Annotated in this window: 20 protein-coding genes; 9 read left to right on the forward strand and 11 right to left on the reverse strand. The window is 51.0% G+C overall.

From position 1 onward, the window contains the following. Positions 1–55 precede the first annotated feature (55 nt). The 4 genes from rstB to rstA all read right to left on the reverse strand — a co-directional run bounded on the left by rstB (position 56) and on the right by rstA (position 5,692). Positions 56–1,357 (reverse strand): two-component system sensor histidine kinase RstB, encoded by a 1,302-nt coding sequence (rstB, locus tag SBG_RS06730; protein ID WP_024135002.1) that lies wholly within the window; start codon positions 1,355–1,357, stop codon positions 56–58. Between the two features lie 111 nt (positions 1,358–1,468). Next, positions 1,469–3,169: an amidohydrolase gene (locus tag SBG_RS06735; protein ID WP_000197462.1), complete on the reverse strand. Its 1,701-nt coding sequence runs from the start codon at positions 3,167–3,169 to the stop codon at positions 1,469–1,471. A 158-nt stretch (positions 3,170–3,327) separates the two neighbouring features. Then, on the reverse strand, positions 3,328–4,479 hold the full coding sequence (gene ompC, locus SBG_RS06740; RefSeq protein WP_000824300.1) for a porin OmpC: 1,152 nt from the start codon (positions 4,477–4,479) through the stop codon (positions 3,328–3,330). Positions 4,480–4,957: 478 nt separating this feature from the next. Next, positions 4,958–5,692 carry a two-component system response regulator RstA gene (gene rstA, locus SBG_RS06745; RefSeq protein WP_001080052.1) on the reverse strand — a complete coding sequence of 245 codons (735 nt, stop codon included), beginning with the start codon at positions 5,690–5,692 and terminating at the stop codon, positions 4,958–4,960. Positions 5,693–5,818: 126 nt separating this feature from the next. Between rstA and SBG_RS06750 the strand changes: the two genes are divergently transcribed. Then, entirely contained in the window at positions 5,819–6,154 is a 336-nt protein-coding gene (locus tag SBG_RS06750) for a GlpM family protein (RefSeq protein WP_000524856.1), read from the forward strand. Between the two features lie 53 nt (positions 6,155–6,207). On the opposite strand, the gene SBG_RS06755 is transcribed toward SBG_RS06750, so the two are convergent. Further along, positions 6,208–7,590 carry an amino acid permease gene (locus SBG_RS06755; RefSeq protein ID WP_000412347.1) on the reverse strand — a complete coding sequence of 461 codons (1,383 nt, stop codon included), beginning with the start codon at positions 7,588–7,590 and terminating at the stop codon, positions 6,208–6,210. Between the two features lie 309 nt (positions 7,591–7,899). Continuing rightward, positions 7,900–8,844, reverse strand: coding sequence for a DUF1471 family protein YdgH (gene ydgH / locus SBG_RS06760; protein ID WP_000769291.1), 945 nt, complete (start codon positions 8,842–8,844; stop codon positions 7,900–7,902). 525 nt (positions 8,845–9,369) lie between these two features. Between ydgH and pntA the strand changes: the two genes are divergently transcribed. Further along, positions 9,370–10,899 carry a Re/Si-specific NAD(P)(+) transhydrogenase subunit alpha gene (gene pntA, locus SBG_RS06765; protein WP_001219371.1) on the forward strand — a complete coding sequence of 510 codons (1,530 nt, stop codon included), beginning with the start codon at positions 9,370–9,372 and terminating at the stop codon, positions 10,897–10,899. A gap of 10 nt (positions 10,900–10,909) precedes the next feature. After that, positions 10,910–12,298, forward strand: a complete 1,389-nt coding sequence (gene pntB, locus SBG_RS06770) for a Re/Si-specific NAD(P)(+) transhydrogenase subunit beta (RefSeq protein ID WP_000014062.1) — start codon at positions 10,910–10,912, stop codon at positions 12,296–12,298. Between the two features lie 51 nt (positions 12,299–12,349). Here pntB and SBG_RS06775 read toward each other — a convergent pair whose 3' ends face one another. Continuing rightward, entirely contained in the window at positions 12,350–13,384 is a 1,035-nt protein-coding gene (locus SBG_RS06775; protein WP_001118275.1) for an AI-2E family transporter, read from the reverse strand. A gap of 133 nt (positions 13,385–13,517) precedes the next feature. Between SBG_RS06775 and SBG_RS23555 the strand changes: the two genes are divergently transcribed. From SBG_RS23555 to mdtI, 3 genes are all read left to right on the forward strand, one after another. Continuing rightward, complete coding sequence (locus tag SBG_RS23555) at positions 13,518–13,688, forward strand: protein YdgV (protein WP_077909554.1); 171 nt, start codon at positions 13,518–13,520, stop codon at positions 13,686–13,688. 111 nt (positions 13,689–13,799) lie between these two features. Next, the gene (gene mdtJ / locus SBG_RS06780; RefSeq protein WP_000500274.1) at positions 13,800–14,162 is read left to right on the forward strand and encodes a multidrug/spermidine efflux SMR transporter subunit MdtJ; all 363 of its coding nucleotides are present in this window, start codon (positions 13,800–13,802) and stop codon (positions 14,160–14,162) included. Beyond that, positions 14,149–14,478, forward strand: a complete 330-nt coding sequence (gene mdtI, locus SBG_RS06785) for a multidrug/spermidine efflux SMR transporter subunit MdtI (protein ID WP_001183820.1) — start codon at positions 14,149–14,151, stop codon at positions 14,476–14,478. The genes mdtJ and mdtI overlap by 14 nt, the downstream gene beginning before the upstream one ends. A 52-nt stretch (positions 14,479–14,530) precedes the next feature. Here mdtI and SBG_RS06790 read toward each other — a convergent pair whose 3' ends face one another. The 3 genes from SBG_RS06790 to asr all read right to left on the reverse strand — a co-directional run bounded on the left by SBG_RS06790 (position 14,531) and on the right by asr (position 15,878). Then, positions 14,531–15,352, reverse strand: a complete 822-nt coding sequence (locus tag SBG_RS06790; protein ID WP_000549637.1) for a trypsin-like serine peptidase — start codon at positions 15,350–15,352, stop codon at positions 14,531–14,533. A gap of 99 nt (positions 15,353–15,451) precedes the next feature. Next, entirely contained in the window at positions 15,452–15,532 is an 81-nt protein-coding gene (gene ydgU / locus SBG_RS23560) for a small membrane protein YdgU (RefSeq protein WP_085928773.1), read from the reverse strand. An 88-nt stretch (positions 15,533–15,620) separates the two neighbouring features. Beyond that, positions 15,621–15,878 (reverse strand): acid resistance repetitive basic protein Asr, encoded by a 258-nt coding sequence (asr, locus tag SBG_RS06795; RefSeq protein ID WP_024135004.1) that lies wholly within the window; start codon positions 15,876–15,878, stop codon positions 15,621–15,623. Positions 15,879–16,113: 235 nt separating this feature from the next. Here asr and SBG_RS23095 point away from each other — a divergent pair, with 235 nt between their 5' ends. Further along, entirely contained in the window at positions 16,114–16,206 is a 93-nt protein-coding gene (locus SBG_RS23095; protein ID WP_210420673.1) for a KPN_01571 family protein, read from the forward strand. A gap of 72 nt (positions 16,207–16,278) precedes the next feature. On the opposite strand, the gene SBG_RS06800 is transcribed toward SBG_RS23095, so the two are convergent. Next, positions 16,279–17,532, reverse strand: coding sequence for an MFS transporter (locus SBG_RS06800; RefSeq protein ID WP_000091803.1), 1,254 nt, complete (start codon positions 17,530–17,532; stop codon positions 16,279–16,281). Positions 17,533–17,651: 119 nt separating this feature from the next. Between SBG_RS06800 and SBG_RS06805 the strand changes: the two genes are divergently transcribed. Together SBG_RS06805 and mlc are read left to right on the forward strand one after the other, a co-directional pair. After that, complete coding sequence (locus SBG_RS06805; RefSeq protein WP_001019573.1) at positions 17,652–18,551, forward strand: LysR family transcriptional regulator; 900 nt, start codon at positions 17,652–17,654, stop codon at positions 18,549–18,551. 127 nt (positions 18,552–18,678) lie between these two features. After that, entirely contained in the window at positions 18,679–19,899 is a 1,221-nt protein-coding gene (mlc, locus tag SBG_RS06810; RefSeq protein WP_000225102.1) for a sugar metabolism global transcriptional regulator Mlc, read from the forward strand. The last annotated feature ends 48 nt before the right edge of the window (positions 19,900–19,947 follow it).

The raw sequence follows: 19,947 nt of genomic DNA on the forward strand, positions 1-19,947 counted from the left end.
ACAACATACTTTATGTATAGCATACTTTCCGCCACTTAACCATCGTGCAAAAAAGTCAGGCAGGCGTTATGTCGGGGATCGCGTGCCAGACCGGCCAGTGAAAGCTAAATTTTGCGCCGCCCAGTTCGCTATCGTCACAGGCGATGCTACCGCCCATTGCCAGCGCGATAGAGTGTACGATGGCGAGCCCAAGCCCACAGCCGCCTGTCGCGCGATCCCTGCTGGGGTCAAGTCTGACAAAAGGTTCAAATACGCGTTCGCGCGCCTCTGCTTCAATGCCGGGACCATCATCCTCGACGATTAGCACTGCCTGACTGCCGTCGAGTAGCAGACTGACCTGAACGGTGGTACGACTGTAGCGCAACGCATTATTCAGCAGGTTATCCAGCACTCGCGCCATCAAACGCATATCCAGCGCGCCATAATCACCTGATGCGCAGGCGTGAAGATTGACTGTGCGTTCCGGATTCACACTTTGCACATCCTGCACATGCGTGCTTAACCAGGCGGGGAAATCCGGGTGAGTCAGCATCAGTTCATTTTGTGGTCTGTCAAGGCGCGCATAGGTAAGCAACTCTTCAATCAGTGCTTCCAGCTGGCCAATATCACGGTTGAGCGCCTGTGATTCCGCGGGTGTCAGATTTTCGCTCATTTCAAGCCGGTAGCGTAAACGTACCAGCGGCGTACGAAGTTCGTGGGCGATACCGTCAATCAGCTGTTTTTTACTGGCGATCAGAGCGTTAATATTATCCGCCATCTGGTTGAATGCCACACCCAGACGTTCGAAGCTGGAACCACTGTCAAAATGCAGACGCTCATTTAAATGGCCTTCACCAAAGCGCTGTGCGGCGGATTCTAGCCTGAGCATTTCTTGCCAGTGTGGGCGCATCCAGATAAAAACAGGAAAGGCGAGTGAAAAGGCAATGAGCGCCATTAAGGCGATATCCAGCAGCCGCATTTGATGCAGGAAATAGAGATAAGGAACCGGGCCGACCGCCAGGACGTAATGGCTGCGCGGGATACGCTGAATAAAAGTATATTGATTGTCAAGCGCGACAATATCGCCTTCGCGCAGTCGCTGTGTGGTGGCGGTATCAAGTTTATAGTGATTGAGCGCTTCAACGCGTAAATCGAAAGAAAGGTTCAGATCCATTTCTTTCAACGTTTTCCCCCATTCACGCGGCGGAATTTCCCGCAGTTCGCTGCGCATCAGATAGAGCGAGCTTTTCATCAGATCGTCAAGCGATTGTCTGCCCGCGCGTTCGGCGGTGAATTTGTACACCAGCCCGACCAATAATGTCATGACCAGAAAACAGACGAACAGCAAAAGATAAAACTGCACAAACAGCTTTTTCATCAAAACCCACCGGATATCAATATATTAACTCTATCGCGGCGTTGGCGGAAAAGGTAACCCACCAGCGGCGCTGGTGGGTTATAAAAGCAGGCTTTGCGTCAACTGACAACCTCATTGTCCGGCTTTAAGCTCCGGACTTTCGTGGACAATGCGTCCATCAACAAGCGTCAAAACAGCGCGGATGGTATCAATTCTGTCTTCCGGCATCGTCATAAATGGCTGATTGAGTACCGCCAGATCGGCCTGTTTTCCGACGCTAAGCTGCCCCCGGTTTTGTTCGGCAAAGGCGAGCCAGGCGGCATGACGTGTATATAACGTTAGCGCTTCCAGACGTGTGAGACGCTCGCTGGCGGGTTTTCGTACGGAACCGCCTGACGCTATACCGGTGATATGATATTCGATAGCGTGCCAAATGCCGGCAATGCCAATACGTGTCGAATCGGTGCCGCCAGCCACGACAAGCCCTTTATCCAGCGCCAGTCGAACCGGCGGCGAACTGTCCGTCGTGCCGGGCGGGTTGGCGTCACGAATGGCAAGCCCCTCAAAGTAAGGACCCATTTGCACAGTGTATGCCAGGCCCAGCTTGCGCATTCGTTCAAGTGTCTGTGGCGAACCGGTATTCAGATGCGCAATAGACCAGCGGAGAGGGCGCAGATCGTACTGCTGCGCTACCTGCTCAAAAATCGTCAATATTGCGTCGGCGCTGTCATTGGTATAGGCGTGGATCTCAAGCGGTATTCCCCGTTTTGCCGCAAACGTCGCGACCTGGCGAAGCGCGGTTTTGTCCTGCTCTGAGGAAGAAAATCCTGGGGCCATCCGCACGCCGTCATTCATTCCGGCCACCAGGCTTTCCCCCAGGCCAAGAAAAGCCAGTTGCCCATCATCGGCACGCGCCGGGCGAAAGGCCATGAGGTCGCTGAACCACTGCGCTTCATGACCTTTCGCTTCCGGCTGTACCGGAATACGGTACCCTACGCGCAGCGGTAAATCCCCCTGGTTTCGCATGGCAAATAAAGGCTCATAAGCGGCGGCAGGCCCGGCAGAGGGGTCAATGATGCCGGTCACGCCGCGAGCGTTCATATCAGCGAAAAATTGCCGCAGACCGCCCTCGCGATCGGCGTTACTACTTATGCTGGCAAAAAGCTGATTGAACGCGGCGATGTCACCAAATAATTTCCCCGTGGCGCTACCTTTTGCGTCGCGCTCTACGCGGATTCCCGCTAAATCAGGAGGTGGGGCGGCGTTAAGGCCAAGTACGTCTATGCCGCGTTGATTCACCAACGCATAGTCGTAAAGATACTGAATATAAGCCGGATGATCGGGAAGGGCGTGGCTCAGTTCGGCTACCGTCGGCGCCCGGTTTTCTGCAAATTGCGCTGGTATCCACGATCCCACCACGGCGACCCATTGATCGTGGGGCCGACGGTTAGCGTCGGCGCGTAATTTATCCAACGCGTCTTTAAGCGAAGGGCTGTCGTACCAGTAAGTTTCGAATGTCCAGGTTTGTCCGCCGCGAATGGCGTGGATGTGGGTATCAGTCAGGCCGGGTATCACGGTTTTACCCTGTAAATCGATGATACGGGTATGGTTGCCGTGCCATTCATCTGTCGCCGCATCATCGCCAATCGCCACAATCCGCGAGCCGGAAATTGCCAGGGCGCTGGCCTGCGGCTGGGCATCATTAAGGGTGATGATATTTCCGTTATGTAAAATAATATCCGCTGCCGGGCGGGCAGCGGTGGCTGCGCCTGTGGCCGTGAGCAGAAAAAGGAAAACCGTTCTGGAAAACAGAGACGGGATGAGACGGGTCATTGGTGTGTTCCTTCTGTCGGGCGGTAAGCAAACGATAGAGAGTGAACAAGAATTGTTCAATCTGTACCCGGAGAACGGAGCGTTCTGTTTTTAGAACAGTAATGCTAAAAAAAGAAAAACCCGCCGTGAGGGCGGGTTTGAGAATAATGAATGAAAGATTAGAACTGGTAAACCATACCCAGTGCGACGATATCATCAGTGCTGATACCGGCATCTTTATAGAACTGATCGTCGTCATCCAGCAGGTTGATTTTATAATCAACATAGGTGGAGAAGTTTTTGTTGAAATAGTAGGTAGTACCAACAGAAACATATTTAACCAGGTCTTTATCGTCTGTGGTGCCAGCAGGGCTTGCCGCTGTGCCAGGCATATTCAGATCCTTACCTTTAGACATCAGGAAAGAAACTTCAGGACGCAGACCGAAATCAAATTGGTACTGTGCAGTTACTTCATAGTTCTGAGTTTTATTCGCTACGCATGAGCCGCAATCGTCATTGCCGTAAGGCGTCATATTACGGGTTTCTGAGTACATTGTGGCCAGATAGATATTATTGGCATCATATTTAGCGCCAACAGTCCATGCATCCGCTTTATCACCGCCAGCGGTAGAGTAATTAACCTGCTCATTAGTACGATCGGAAGTGGTATATGCGGCGCCGAAACTTACGCCCATACCCAGATCATAAGTTGAGGAGATACCGAAGCCGTCACCGTTAGCGTTCTTCACGTTACGATCGCTACCGTTATTAGTGCCTTCCTGCTCATGAGAAACCTGGTTTTCATTGGCACCCTGATATTGCAACGCGAAGTTCAGACCGTCTACCAGACCGAAGAAATCAGTGTTACGGTAGGTGGCCACACCGTTAGCACGACCGGTCATGTAGTTGTCAGCGTAAGTATAGGAGTCGCCACCGAACTCAGGCAGCATATCGGTCCAGCCTTCTACGTCGTACAGAACACCGTAGTTACGACCATAGTCGAATGAGCCGTAGTCGCCGAATTTCAGGCCGGCGAATGCCAGACGAGTCCAGGAATTAGCGCCTTCGCTTTCGGTAGTGTTAGCCTGAACGTTATATTCCCACTGGCCATAACCGATCAGTTGGTCATTAATCTGTGTTTCGCCTTTAAAGCCGAAACGCATATAAGTCTGGTCGCCATCTTTAGAAGAGTCATCAGAGAAATAGTGCAGGCCGTCTACTTTCCCGTAAAGGTCCAGTTTGTTGCCGTCTTTATTATAAATTTCAGCGGCGTGCGCCGCACCCGCTGCCAGCAGAGCCGGGATGACAAGTGCCAATACTTTTCTTTTCATTTTTTATCCTTAAAAACTTAACTTATTTGCAAAAGATTGAACTTCTACAGATTCGTTGAATCAAAGGCATCCTAATCTGAATAATATTATTTCAGCAAATACTAACTTTTCTTATATGTTGTTAATTAATACAAAAGTTACCATCAGAAATGTATATATTTAAAGTGAATATATTGGTGATTATATATTCATGGATATGATTTGTTTGATTTCACACTTTGTGAAAAAAGGCGTCAATATATCGTCAGGCAGATATTTCGTTATCGATTTTGTGAGCGGGGTTGGAGTTTTTTTATTTAATCTTTTTTGGCAAAAAAGACGGTATGCTCAGCGAGAGGGGCAAAAAAACGCCAGTTGATGGTCCACTCCTGCCTATAAAAAATAGTATTCACGTATGCAATGACTGTTTTCTGAACAGTGGCGGCAGTGAGTGTCGCCACGATGATTCGATAAAAGCAGGTAAAATCGGATGGATTGATTACCCCGCCATCGTCTCGTCCCAGGCATGAGGGGCAAAAAGATAACCTTTATTGCGGATGGTTTTAATACGATAGGGCTCAGCAGCGTTGTCCTGTAATTTCTTACGCAAGCGGGAAATCGCGACATCTACGCTACGGTCCAGCCCATCATAATTGACGCCGCGCAGCGTTTTCAGTAACGCGTCGCGATCCATAATTTGTCCGGCGTGGGTGGCCAGTTCCCAGAGCAATTCAAAATCAGCGGTAGAGAGCGATATGAACTCGCCGTTCAGCTGGACAGCACGATTAAGGGGATCAATAGCCAACGCGCCAAAACGTAACGCTTTATGCGGCGTAAGTGCGTTCTCTTGTAAACTTTTTGCCTGCTGCGCCTGTTCATTTTGTCGCAGGTGTAAGCGTAATCTCGCCAGTAAAACGGCGGGGGGCGTGGTTTTGAGGATGTAGTCACACGCCCCCATTTCCAGCGCCAGGATATGGTTCATATCACTATCCAGCGAGGTGAGCAGGACAATCGGGCCTTGCCAACGGTGGCGTAAATCGCGACATATTGTCATGCCATCTTTACCGGGAAGCATAATATCCAGTAGGACCAGATCTGGCTGAGCGGTGAGGATCAGCTCTTCCGCCCGGTCTCCTCGCGGTTCAACAATGACATCAATGTCATGTTTCGCCAGATAGGCGGCAATGAGCGAACCCACTTCGGCGTCGTCTTCAACAAATACAATGCGGTTCATATTATTAACGGCGAATAGAAAACGCCAACATACACCGCCTCTGTGTTACCTTCCATAAATCTTTTCTAAACAAGGGCGGTTCCGTTATGCTACACACTGTTGTTATTGGGATGTCAGGAAAAGGTAATGGGACTTGTGATTAAAGCTGCCCTGGGGGCGCTGGTTGTCATATTGATTGGTCTGTTGTCAAAAACGAAAAATTATTATATCGCCGGGTTAATTCCTCTTTTTCCAACATTTGCGCTTATTGCGCACTACATCGTGGCCAGTGAGCGTGGTATTGACGCGATGCGAACCACTATTGTCTTTAGTATGTGGTCGATCATTCCTTATTTTATTTATCTTGCGTCGCTATGGTATTTCAGTGGCATGATGCGCCTGCCTGTCGCGCTTGGCGGTGCGGTGGTTTGCTGGGGGCTAAGCGCGTGGCTGCTAATTTTTTTCTGGATTAAGTGGCATTAGTCCAGGTAAAAACCCATCGTCATCTTTACAGGTATTAAACGATGGGTAAGCCTTTATCCCACCAGCATCCATGTAGCCGGAACTGCGGCCACCAGCAACAAACCAATCAGCACCATTTCCTGACGGTTTAATACGTTGCTATGCGGGTGTGTACGGCGCGCATACAGGAAAACCAGTAATCCAGGCGCATACAGGACGACGGACAGCAACAGATGCATGGGGCCCGATGCGTATAATAACCATAAGCCATAAATGCAGGCACCGATACCTACCGCCCGATGGAGGGGACGCGCCGCAATCTTCAGTAAAAATGCGCCGACGAGAAAATAGGGGACCAGAATCATCTCTGACGCGATCGTCAACAGCGTGTTGTAGTCCGAACCGGTAAGCCATATGAGTACCAGACAGATTTGTACGCAGATATTGGTGAGCCATAACGATGCAGACGGCGCGCCTTGCGCGTTTTGCCGTGCGAAGATGCCCGGGAAAGATTGATAAGCCGCCGCCAGGAACGGTACTTCCGCCGCCATGATGGTCCAGCTTAGATAAGCTCCGCAGACAGACACAATCAGTCCCGCGGCAATAATAATTTCGCCCCACGGCCCCATCATTTTCACCATCAGGCCGGCCATGGACGGGTTGCGCATCTCTGCCAGCTCAGGACGGGCAAGAACGCCCAGTGAAAGTAATGTGACGAGGAGATAAATGCCCAACGCTGCGAGTACCGCCAGTAGCGTGGCGCGGCCGACATCCCGTTTATTTTTCGCGCGGGCAGAGACGACAACGGCACCTTCAACGCCAATAAACACCCATAGCGTAATGAGCATGGTGTTTTTGACCTGCTCCCAGACGGGGACACCGAGTTCAATGCCCGTAAAGTCCAGGCTGAAGGTATCCAGTTTGAACATCATGATAGCCAGGACAATAAACGCCCCAAGCGGTAACAGTTTTGCCAGGGTCGCAACAAGGTTGATGCTGGCTGCCGTTTGTACGCCGCGCAGGATGAGGAAATGGACAATCCAGAGAAGGACCGAGGCGCCCACGATAGCCTGCCAGGTATTACCGTCGCCAAACAGACGCAGCTCAGGTGTATCGGTAAAGAAACTCAGCGCTGAAAAGACGATAACCAGGTAAGATACGTTGGCAATGACCGCGCACAGCCAATAGCCCCAGGCGGAACAGAAGCCGATCAGTTCGCCGAAGCCTTCGCGGGCGTAAGTAAAGATGCCGCCGTCAAGCTCGGCGCGAATACGCGTAAGGATTAACATGGCGAATGCCAGTAAGAGTATCCCCACGCCGGTGATAGCCCAGCCAATTAATAGCGCAGCCGGACTGGCAACGGCGGCCATATTCTGGGGCAGACTGAAAACGCCCGCGCCAAGCATTGAGCTTAAAACCAGCGCGGTCAGTGCGCTCAGTCCCAGTTTTTTTTCCATCGGTATCCAGCTATAAAAATGAAAGTGGAAGAATAATTATTATGGCAAAACGCATAAAAATGGTGAAAGCCACTAAGGCGCGGGATTTTACGGAGAGAAGGGACCTCATGCAACGGCCTGGGTAAGATTTATCGCTAAAAAAGCGAAAAGTGAGATTCATCGCGACATTTGTCAGAATGGGAACCCCGGGAGTGAGTGCCTGATGGCGCGACTTTTATGGTTTATCAGACCTGGCGTTGAACAATAGTGTAGACAGGTTAAGGCAGTTATGCCGCCATCTGGCAAGAAAGCCTGATGGCGACGCGCACCTTATTTATACAGATCGGCGCTGATGGTGATATTGTTGCCGCGCTCCTGCCACTGACGCGTAATATGATAATACTTCGCCCCTTTCTTCGCCGCGCGTTTGGCGACCTGATAAGAGATTTCCGTCATATTGCCGTAGTTGCCGGTGAATTTAATACTGTCGAAAGGCACCATCATCGCTGCGGTGGCTTTGTTCAATTCTTCAACTTTCGTGCCATCCGGAAGCGTGACAGTGTAACGTCCGCCTTTGGTCGATTGCGTTTCGAAGAAACGGCCCACCTCAGCGCTCGGCGAGGCTGACGTCGCTACGCCTGGAATTTCGACTTTCTTCGCAGCTTCGCCACCCTGGGCCAACGCCGCGCGGCCAGCGTCAGAGTCTGCCGGAATAGCGTCGGGGCTCTGCACGATGCGCTTTTTCGCGTCTTTTTTATAGATAAACGCGGTGATGCGTTGGTTGCCGCCCTGGTTCGCATCAACCTGACGCACAATATAGAAAGCGTAAGCGTCTTTCTGCTTAGCCGCTTTCGTAATGGCATCGTTCACTTCCGGTTGGCTACGGTAGAAGCCCTGAACGGTGACCGTATCGTACGGTTCCAGCTGTACCGCCTGATCTTTCGGTAATTCCACAATACCATTAATGACACGATTTTTCGGCGCGTCGGCTTTTGGCGCGTCGGCTTTATAAACATCGGCTACAACTCGCCAGTTACCGCTATTGCCAAATTCAGAGGTGTCGACAACATAGAAAGAGGCTGCGCCTTCTTTATCTGCGCGGCGGGACACGGCGGAAACCGCATCACCAATAGCATTAAAACGACCGGTAATCACGATGCGGTCATACGGTTTTAGTGCAGCCGCTTGCTCCGGCGTCAGTTCTGTTGCTGCATGGACAGAAAAAGCAGCCGCAGAAAGCAGTGCCGACGCCAGGAGAGTGTTCTTAAGCTTCATAAAAATAATCCTTCGCCTTGCGCAAACCAGGTACTGGTATTGTTATTGACTAGAAACGTGGCTGATTATTGCATTTAAACCCTATGGATGTCTGCGGGATTTTTCACGCATCGTGTCATGTGCCGTCACGTGAACGATAACTTTTGTTAAGAAGTCGAAAAAAACGCCACCCATGGAGCTAACCAGATGAAGCACATGAATTTAATAAGTTAACTTGATGTTAATTTCTTGTTTCTGGCAGGCGTTAAATGATGTTGTACCGCCGGAATGGAGCGAATTATCAGCCTTTATAGGCGGTTTTGGAGGCATTATGGCTGCTTAGCGGCTGAATCGTTCATATTTTGCAAATTTGATAAAGATTTCTGTTTTTAGGCGCTAGATCACAGGCGTTATTTTCAGTAGGTTATAGAGAGTTTGTAACGGTTTTACCTTGCTGAGGTAACATTTACCTCAAACGCGGGCAGGCATAGGCTTCTCGCGCTTACTGACAAACCATCATCAAAAATACCGATGGAAGGGAATATTATGCGAATTGGCATACCAAAAGAGCGGTTACCCAATGAAACCCGAGTCGCTGCGACGCCGAAAACGGTAGAGCAGCTGCTGAAGCTGGGTTTTAGCGTCGCTGTCGAAAGCGGAGCGGGTCAACTGGCAAGTTTTGACGATAAGGCGTTTGCGCAGGCTGGCGCGGATATTGTAGACAGCAATGCGGTCTGGCAGGCGGAAATAATCCTCAAGGTTAATGCGCCTGAAGAGAATGAAATTGCTTTGCTTAATCCAGGCGCCACGCTGATCAGTTTTATCTGGCCTGCACAAAACGCCTCGTTAATGGAGAAACTCGCCGAACGTAAGGTTACGGTGATGGCAATGGACGCCGTGCCGCGTATTTCGCGCGCCCAGTCGCTCGACGCATTAAGTTCAATGGCGAATATTGCTGGCTATCGCGCAATTGTGGAGGCCGCGCATGAGTTTGGGCGCTTCTTTACCGGGCAAATCACCGCTGCCGGGAAAGTGCCGCCGGCAAAGGTGATGGTGATTGGCGCGGGCGTAGCCGGTCTGGCGGCTATCGGCGCAGCAAATAGCCTGGGAGCGATTGTCCGCGCGTTTGACACTCGTCCTGAAGTGAAAGAGCAAGTCCAGAGTATGGGAGCGGAGTTCCTCGAACTGGATTTTAAAGAGGAGGCCGGTAGCGGTGATGGTTACGCTAAAGTGATGTCCGAGGCGTTTATCAAAGCTGAAATGGACCTCTTTGCCGCCCAGGCTAAAGAGGTCGACATCATTGTGACCACCGCGTTGATTCCGGGTAAACCGGCGCCGAAGCTGATTACTCGCGAAATGGTAGATGCGATGAAGGCCGGTAGCGTGATTGTCGACCTGGCCGCACAGAATGGCGGTAACTGCGAATATACCGTCGCCAACCAGATCGTAACGACAGACAATGGCGTGAAGGTGATTGGCTACACCGATCTGCCGGGCCGATTGCCGACGCAGTCCTCTCAATTGTATGGCACCAACCTGGTCAACCTGCTGAAACTGCTGTGCAAAGAGAAGGATGGCAGTATTGACGTGAATTTTGATGATGTCGTTATCCGTGGCGTCACCGTAATTCGCGAGGGTGAAATTACCTGGCCGGCGCCGCCAATCCAGGTTTCTGCACAGCCCCAGGCTGCGCCTAAAGTCTCCCCTGCGCCAAAAGAACCGGAAAAGCCCACTTCACGCTGGCGAAAATATGCGCTCATGGCGCTGGCGATTCTTCTTTTCGGCTGGCTGGCCGATGTCGCGCCAAAAGAGTTTCTCGGTCACTTTACCGTCTTTGCGCTCGCCTGTGTGGTCGGTTACTACGTGGTGTGGAATGTGTCTCACGCGCTTCATACGCCATTAATGTCTGTAACTAACGCAATTTCAGGGATTATTGTTGTCGGGGCATTATTGCAAATTGGCCAGGGCGGCTGGGTCAGCTTCCTGAGCTTTATCGCGGTACTCATCGCCAGCATTAATATTTTCGGTGGCTTCACCGTGACTCAGCGTATGCTGAAAATGTTCCGGAAAAACTAAGGGGTAACACATGTCTGGAGGATTAGTTACAGCTGCATACATTGTTGCCGCAATCCTGTTTATTTTCAGTCTCGCCGGGCTTTCAAAACATGAAACGTCCCGACAGGGGAATAATTTCGGTATTGCCGGGATGGCGATCGCGTTGCTGGCGACCATATTTGGGCCGGATACCGGCAATGTGGCATGGATTCTGGTCGCCATGATTATTGGCGGCGCGATTGGCATCCGCATGGCGAAGAAAGTTGAGATGACCGAGATGCCGGAGCTGGTCGCGATTCTGCACAGTTTCGTCGGTCTGGCGGCGGTACTGGTTGGCTTTAACAGCTATCTGTACCATGACGCCAGTCTGGCGCCGGTGCTGGTCAATATTCATCTGACCGAAGTCTTCCTTGGTATCTTTATTGGCGCAGTGACTTTCACCGGATCGGTCGTGGCGTTTGGTAAGCTACGTGGTAAAATTTCGTCTAAGCCGTTGATGTTGCCTAACCGTCACAAAATGAACCTGGCGGCGCTGGTTGTCTCTTTCCTGTTGCTGCTGGTTTTTGTCCGCACCGAAAGCGTGGGTCTGCAGGTTCTGGCGTTACTGCTGATGACTATTATCGCGCTGGCGTTTGGTTGGCATCTGGTCGCCTCTATCGGCGGGGCGGATATGCCGGTCGTTGTTTCAATGTTGAACTCCTATTCCGGTTGGGCGGCGGCGGCGGCGGGCTTTATGTTAAGCAACGATCTGCTGATTGTGACCGGTGCTCTGGTCGGTTCATCAGGCGCGATTCTGTCTTACATTATGTGTAAAGCGATGAACCGCTCTTTTATCAGCGTTATTGCTGGTGGTTTCGGTACCGATGGCTCCTCAACCGGTGACGATCAGGAAGCAGGCGAACATCGCGAAATCACGGCGGAGGAGACCGCTGAGATGCTGAAAAATTCCCATTCCGTCATCATTACTCCGGGCTATGGGATGGCGGTGGCGCAGGCGCAGTATCCGGTGGCGGAAATTACCGAAAAACTGCGCGCGCGCGGCATTAACGTACGTTTCGGCATTCATCCAGTGGCGGGGCGCCTGCCGGGGCATATGAACGTGCTGCTGGCGGAGGCGAAAGTGCCTTATGACATCGTGCTGGAAATGGACGAAATCAACGATGACTTTGCCGATACCGACACCGTGCTGGTGATAGGCGCGAACGATACGGTGAACCCGGCGGCGCAAGATGATCCACGCAGCCCGATTGCCGGTATGCCGGTTCTCGAAGTGTGGAAAGCGCAGAATGTCGTGGTCTTTAAGCGTTCAATGAATACCGGTTATGCGGGTGTACAGAACCCGCTGTTCTTTAAAGAGAATACGCAGATGCTGTTTGGTGATGCTAAAGCCAGCGTGGATGCGATTCTGAAAGCGCTTTAATTTATTAACTATGTGGCGGCCTCTTTGGAGGCCGTTTTTTTATGGTGTGTTCTATTTTTTGTTTAAATCGCTAAGCAGAATGGCAATACTCTGCCCGCCGGTAGTCTGTTCCAGGGCGATTTTGACAATAATGGTTAACGGAACGGAGAGCAACATTCCTACCGGACCTAATAGCCAGCCCCAGAAAATTAACGACAAAAATACAACTAAGGTAGAAAGTCCTAAACCACGTCCCATGATACGCGGCTCAAGAATATTGCCGAACACCAGATTAATCAGTAGATAGCCCGCCAGTACCAGCAGCGCATCATAAAATCCGTTAAATACCAGCACCTGAATAATGGGCGGCAGGGCAGCGAGCACCGATCCAATATTAGGAATATAGTTCAGCGCGAAGGCCAGTAGCCCCCAGACAAAGGCGAAGCGGACATCCAGCGCGGCCAGCATTCCCCATGCGACCAGGCCCGTCACGATGCTGATCGCCGTTTTCAACACCAGATAGTGCGAAACGCTATCCAGCGCGCGTTGAATCGCTGCCATGCCTTCCACCGGACGGCTCATCATTTGTTGTAGTTTCTCAGGCAGTTGCGGGACCTCCAGTAACATAAACACCACGGTCAATAACAATAAAAAGATGGATGACATCGCATTGGATAACTGTGTGAGCAGGTTCGTTACCAACGTCATAGCGGCGTTCGGGTCGACGTATTTCGCCAGCTCATCAACCGACACACCAATTCCTGCCCGTTGTAACCATGGTTCAATACGTTGCAACGGTATAACGAAGGAGGAGCGATATTGCGGCAGAGTGCGGCCCAACTCATTTAAAGAGGTCCCTAAATAGGCCATCAGTAATACCATTAGCATTACAATAATCACAATGAGTAATGAAACGGCAATGACGCGCGGGATTCGGCATTTGACCATCCGTTGCACAACAGGATTCAGGACTACTGCAATAAATAATGCCAGAATAAAAGGAACAATGATGTCTGCCGCGAAGCGGATACCGCTCAGAATAACGACCAGCATACCCAGCATAATGACGATTTTTAAACCATTGAGCGTAATGATCGGTTTTGCCATATCAATCCCTGTTTTTCTGATGTCAGCACTAATAATGTGATGTTGGTCGAACGGTTCTGGTTAAAATCAAGGCCTTGAGGTAAAGAAATGAAAAGATTTTGAGTTAATTCCTGGCTTATGATACAAATCAGGCGTGTTCAACTACCGAGGACAATTATCATCCGCGATGACGAGAAGCAACACTGCGGATAATTGTAATATTATGGACAATATGTTCAGAGCTTTTTCTTTCACCCACACTTATCGTCACACGACCTCCTTTTCTCTGCTTATTGGCGAGCAGCACTGGCGTAACGCGCTTTAGTCCCTTACTTCTGCCTGAGCTGGCGCAATGCGCTGTGCTAACTGATTTTATTTTTTAGTTTGCTGCGTGCAGCAGACTCGGAAGAGTATATTCTCATGCAGGAGAAGTGTCATGTTTTACTGGATTTTATTAGCTCTGGCCATCGCGGCTGAAATTACCGGCACGCTCTCAATGAAATGGGCTAGCGTAGGCAATGGTAACGCTGGTTTTATTTTGATGCTGGTGATGATCGCGTTGTCATATATATTTCTTTCCTTTGCCGTAAAAAAGATTGCCCTGGGTGTGGCGTATGCCTTATGGGAAGGGATCGGCATTTTATTTATTACCGTTTTTAGCGTACTGCTATTTGATGAAGCATTATCAACCATGAAGATTGCTGGTTTACTGACGCTGGTCGCCGGGATCGTATTGATTAAATCAGGTACGCGTAAACCGGGTCAATCGGTGAAGGAGGCGAACCGTGCAACAATTTGAATGGATACACGGTGCCTGGCTTGGACTGGCAATAATACTGGAAATTGTCGCCAACGTATTGTTGAAATTTTCGGACGGCTTTCGTCGTAAATGTTATGGTCTACTGTCGCTGGCCGCGGTCCTGGCTGCCTTTAGCGCGCTTTCACAGGCAGTAAAAGGAATAGATCTGTCAGTGGCATATGCGTTGTGGGGTGGTTTCGGTATCGCCGCCACGCTGGCGGCTGGCTGGGTGCTTTTCGGCCAGCGTTTAAATCCCAAAGGTTGGGTTGGCGTGGTACTGCTGCTGGCCGGTATGGTCATGATCAAATTTGCCTGAGACGATCGCTGCCTGTCGGTTCAGGCAGCGATGATTCCTGCGATTGATTGTATTAGTCCTGCGCCAGCGCTTGCAATTTATCGCGAAAGCCGGTGACGGAGATTGCGCGGTTATCGGCGCGCCAGCGATCTTTAGCCGCAGGGGCGGAGCTCTGTACGCCAATAAGTTGCCATCCGCTATCCGTATGTAATAACAGTGGTGAGCCGCTGTCGCCAGGTAAGGTATCGCACTGGTGCGAAAGCACAGCCTTTTGTGCCCATCCGGTTACCATGCAATCCTGATGGGAATAGAGCGCATTCAGATGATCCTCCGGATAACCGGACTGAGTCACTTTGCGGTCTGCGGCTTTCAGCGCCGCAGTGAGTGCCGCTTTATCGCCGGCAAATAAAGGCACCGGCGTAATGCCGGAAGGCGGGTAACGTAATATTACCAGGCCAAAATCCCAGCTTGCAGCGGCAGGCGGCACAATCCAGCCATCGCCATCTGCTTTCAGGCGCCGGCCCAACGACGGCTCAACGCGGCCTTCGATGCCGTGAATTTCATAGCGCCAGATCCCTTTTTGCGCCACAAAGCGCAGCGCAATGGCTTTGTCCGGCTTTCCTTTTGGTGGCGTCAGCAGACAATGACCGGCTGTCAGCGCGATATGTGGCGAGATAAGCGTCGCAGTACACAAATTACCGCTGGCGGTCTCTAACTGTCCGATAGCATCCCACGGTGCCTGTGTGGGATCAGCAACCGGCACCCGGTCGTCATGATTAAAAAAAAGCGTTTTGATGTCGCTGGCATCCGTAGCGTCTGTATCAGGCTCGCTGGCCTCCGCCATGACCGGTAAAAAACAAACTATGCCCAGTAATACAGCAATGGTTTTATGCATATCACACTCTGGTGGGTAATTATGATTATTAACAGCAAACCCTCAGTACTACTATAGACGCGACGGCAAGAAAGTGGGAGTAAAATCAGATAACTACGCTCAGGAAAGATAGAAATGCGTGGCAATAATAGCGCATAAAATAAGCGCGATAAGAATGAACTCAAAGCGATAACGAGACACTCTTTTGCCCTCCGGAAAGGCGGCGCTAAACCAGAACGATTTAGCGCCGTGAAGACTGGCGCGGGGGAGCGCCGCAGTATGTTACGACTTACGCAGCCGGCTGAGTCGTTGGTTTTGACGTGGTTTTGGTTGGCGCTTTGCCACCTTTTTTCTGGTGCTTTTTAGCCGCCTGCGCTTTTTGCTCAACGGTTGTCTTAGTCGCTTTTTTATGCTTTTTCTGGTGGTGCGTGGTCTGGGTTGTTTTGGCTGGCGCTGTGTTTTTCGCAGGCGTCGCTGTCTCTGCCGCGAATGCTGCGGAAGAGAGACCCATTGCAGCGGCAACAACCAGAGCTAATACTTTTTTCATTTTAATACCCTCAATTCGGTTTTTCATTCAACCCCACTGCGGGGCCGGTGAAATGACTATATCGCTACTATCAAAAGGCTTCCGTGAGTGATTGGTTTCGGCATGTAACGCTATGTACAATCACCCCGTTAACGCGACGTAAGCCCACCATAATGGGTAGCTTTACGTTGCCGGCCGTTATTTTTGGTCGCAGAGTCGGTAATATCCGCTCTCCAGAATAAAAAGCACACCGCATATGAATCCAATACTCTGGGTGGTATTTGCTCTTCTGGCGCTGGACGCAATGAGAGAAGTGATGGGCGTATCAAGCCTGACAGGTCTGTGGTGAACAGTGAAGTATTGAGTGAAAGCCCGCCCGGCGACAGGCCACTTTTTGTTGCTATCGCCGGGTTATTTCTTTTCAGGCGTGAAGACGATGATGTAATCGCATCCCGACCAGGATGGCAAGTACCAGCAGTAATGCAATAAAACCGCCTACGCCGTTCCAGCCGTAGCGATGCCAGAACACACCGCCCAATGTCCCCGCAATACTGGAGCCCAGATAATAGCTGAATAAGTAAAGTGACGAAGCCTGCCCCTTCGCCCGGCGCGCACGCGGACCAATCCAGCTACTGGCCACCGAGTGCGCGGCGAAAAAGCCAGCGGAAAAAAGTAACATCCCAGCAAAAATCAGCCAGAGTGAGGTGAATAACGTCAATAAAAGCCCACACAGCATCACCACGGTAAAGAACAGCATGACCGGCCCCCGGCCATAGCGAGAGGTCATTGCTCCTGCTTTCGGCGAACTCCATGTCCCGGTGAGATAGGCGACTGATAACAATCCGACCATCGCCTGGCTTAATTCCCAGGGGGAGAGCATCAGGCGATAACCAATGTAGTTAAACAGGGTCACAAATGCACCCATCAGTAAAAAGCCTTCAGCAAACAGCAGCGGCAGCCCATGATCGCGCCAGTGGAGACGGAAATTAATCAATAGGGTCTTAGGCCGTAGCGACGTTGGGCGGAAATGTTGCGAGGCGGGTAAAATTTTCCAGAACATCAGCGCTGACGCCAGCGCAAAACAACCGATAGCGGCCAGCGCGATGCGCCAGTTAAAAAAATCAGTCATGACGCCGCTTAATAAGCGGCCACTCATCCCGCCAATGGAGTTACCGCTAATATAAAGCCCCATGGAAAAGGCGACAAAGCTGGGATGAATTTCCTCGCTCAGATAGGTCATTCCAACGGCAGCGACACCGCTTAATGACAGGCCGATAAGCGCGCGCATAATCAGGATGCCGTGCCAGCTGGTCATCATTGTTGATAACAATGTGCAGCAGGAGGCTAACAATAAGGCAGTGACCATTACCGGTTTGCGGCCTATCGCGTCGGAAAGTGGGCCAGTGAAAAGTAAGCCGAGAGCCAGCATAGCGGTGGAGATAGACAGTGAAATACTGCTGTTGGCGGGGGAGACGCCAAATTCCTGTGAAAGCACCGGTAAGATAGGCTGAACGCAATAGAGGAGCGCAAATGTCGCCAGACCCGCAGAAAAGAGGGCCAGCGTAACGCGCATAAAAGGTGCGGTACCGCGTTTAATATATTGAACCGGCTGAGAATGGCATTGCTCATCGATATCGCTCGCCGTGGCGTTATCGAGAATAGTTGTACGACTCACGTTAAATCCTTGCTTAACATCCCCGCAATCAGGGGATGGATACAGTCAACGTGTAAAGCATAGAAAAAGCAAAATATTCTGTCTAATATATTAATTATCTCAAATAATACTTTAAAAATATGAATATCGAATTACGTCATCTGCGTTATTTTGTGGCGGTAGCGGAAGAACTGCATTTTGGCCGCGCCGCAGCGCGTCTTAATATCTCGCAACCGCCGCTGAGTCAGCAAATACAAATCCTGGAACAACAGGTCGGCGCGCGATTACTGGCGCGAACTAACCGCAGCGTAGCCTTAACCGCCGCCGGGCGACAGTTTCTGGCGGACAGTCGACAGATCCTGAGCCTGGTCAATGACGCCGCCGCGCGCGCCGAACGGTTGCATCAGGGGGAGGCGGGTGAAATTCGTATCGGTTTTACGTCATCGGCGCCTTTTATCCGGGCGGTATCGAATACCTTTTCATTGTTCCGCCAGTCCTATCCTGGTGTGCATATGCAAACCCGTGAAATGAATACGCGTGAACAAATTGCGCCACTCAATGAAGGCGTGCTCGATATCGGCTTACTACGTAATACGCCGCTGCCTGATACGCTCAATCACGAAGTGATTTTGCATGAGCCGCTTATGGCAATGATCCCACGCGAGCATCGGCTGGCGCAAAAGCCAGTCGTTACTCTGGCGGAGCTGGCGAAAGAACCATTTGTCTTTTTCGATCCGCATGTCGGGACGGGGCTCTATGACGACATTCTTGGCCTGATGCGTCGGTATAACCTGACGCCGACCATCACGCAGGAGGTTGGCGAAGCGATGACTATTATCGGTCTGGTGGCGGCGGGTTTGGGTGTTTCCATTCTGCCTGCGTCCTTTAAGCGCGTGCAGATGAATGAGATGCGTTGGGTTCCCCTCGCGGAAGAGGACGCTGTCTCAGAAATGTGGCTGGTATGGCCCGCACATCATGAGCAAAGTCATGCCGTACAACGGTTTTGCCAGTTGCTGTTAGCCGCCGTTCGGCATGAGTAATTTCGCTTAAAAAGGGTGAAAATGTGCAGTAAATCACACGGCTAAGCAAAAAGTTGACGGCAAGCATTGAAGTGTTTCACCATAGCACACAGATTATTTCGGAGCGCGAAAATAAAGGGAGTGAGCGGTGGTTGCTGATAGTCAGCCTGGGCATATCGATCAAATTAAGCAGACCAATGCTGGCGCAGTGTATCGCCTGATTGATCAGCTCGGACCGGTATCGCGAATTGACCTGTCTCGTCTGGCGCAATTGGCGCCTGCCAGTATTACCAAAATTGTCCGTGAAATGCTGGAAGCGCACTTAGTACAGGAGCTTGAAATAAAAGAAGCAGGCAGTCGTGGACGTCCTGCCGTGGGGCTGGTAGTAGAAACTGAAGCCTGGCACTATTTGTCTATTCGTATTAGCCGCGGCGAAATTTTCCTTGCGCTGCGCGATCTTAGTAGCAAGTTGGTGGTTGAGGAGTGTCTGGCGCTGCCGCTAACCGAAGCTACGCCGTTGCTCACTCGAATTATCACGCATGTTGATCAGTTTTTTATCCGCCATCAGCAGAAGCTGGAGCGTCTGACCTCTATTGCGATTACGTTGCCGGGCATCATCGATACCGAAAGCGGCATTGTGCACCGTATGCCTTTTTATGAAGATGTCAAAGAAATGGCTTTAGGCGATGCGCTGGAACGCCACACTGGTGTGCCGGTTTATATTCAGCATGACATCAGCGCCTGGACGATGGCAGAAGCGCTTTTTGGCGCTGCGCGTGGCGCACGCGACGTTATCCAGGTTGTGATTGATCATAATGTGGGAGCGGGCGTTATTACCGACGGCCATTTGCTTCATGCGGGCAGTAGCAGCCTGGTGGAGATTGGCCATACTCAGGTCGATCCCTATGGTAAGCGCTGTTATTGCGGCAATCATGGCTGTCTGGAGACAATTGCCAGCGTCGATAGTGTGCTGGAGCTTACACAGCTTCGGCTTAATCAGTCGATGAGTTCTATGCTCCACGGCCAGCCGTTAACAGTGGATTCATTGTGTCAGGCGGCGTTGCAGGGAGATCTATTAGCAAAAGATATCATTAGCGGCGTCGGCGCGCATGTTGGTCGCATTCTGGCCATTATGGTGAATTTATTTAATCCGCAAAAAATTCTTATTGGTTCTCCGCTAAGCAAAGCGGCTGAGATTCTTTTCCCTGCCATTACAGACAGTATTCGTCAACAAGCGCTACCCGCGTACAGTAAGAATACGGTAGTGGAAAGTACGCAGTTTACTAACCAGGGCACGATGGCGGGGGCGGCGTTGATAAAGGACGCGATGTATAACGGTTCTTTGTTGATTCGTCTATTACAGGGTTAACATTTTTTAACTGTTGTACAAAAATTTGCGCTAACGCAAGCTGATCAC

This window comes from Salmonella bongori NCTC 12419 (assembly GCF_000252995.1).
Taxonomy (GTDB): domain Bacteria; phylum Pseudomonadota; class Gammaproteobacteria; order Enterobacterales; family Enterobacteriaceae; genus Salmonella; species Salmonella bongori.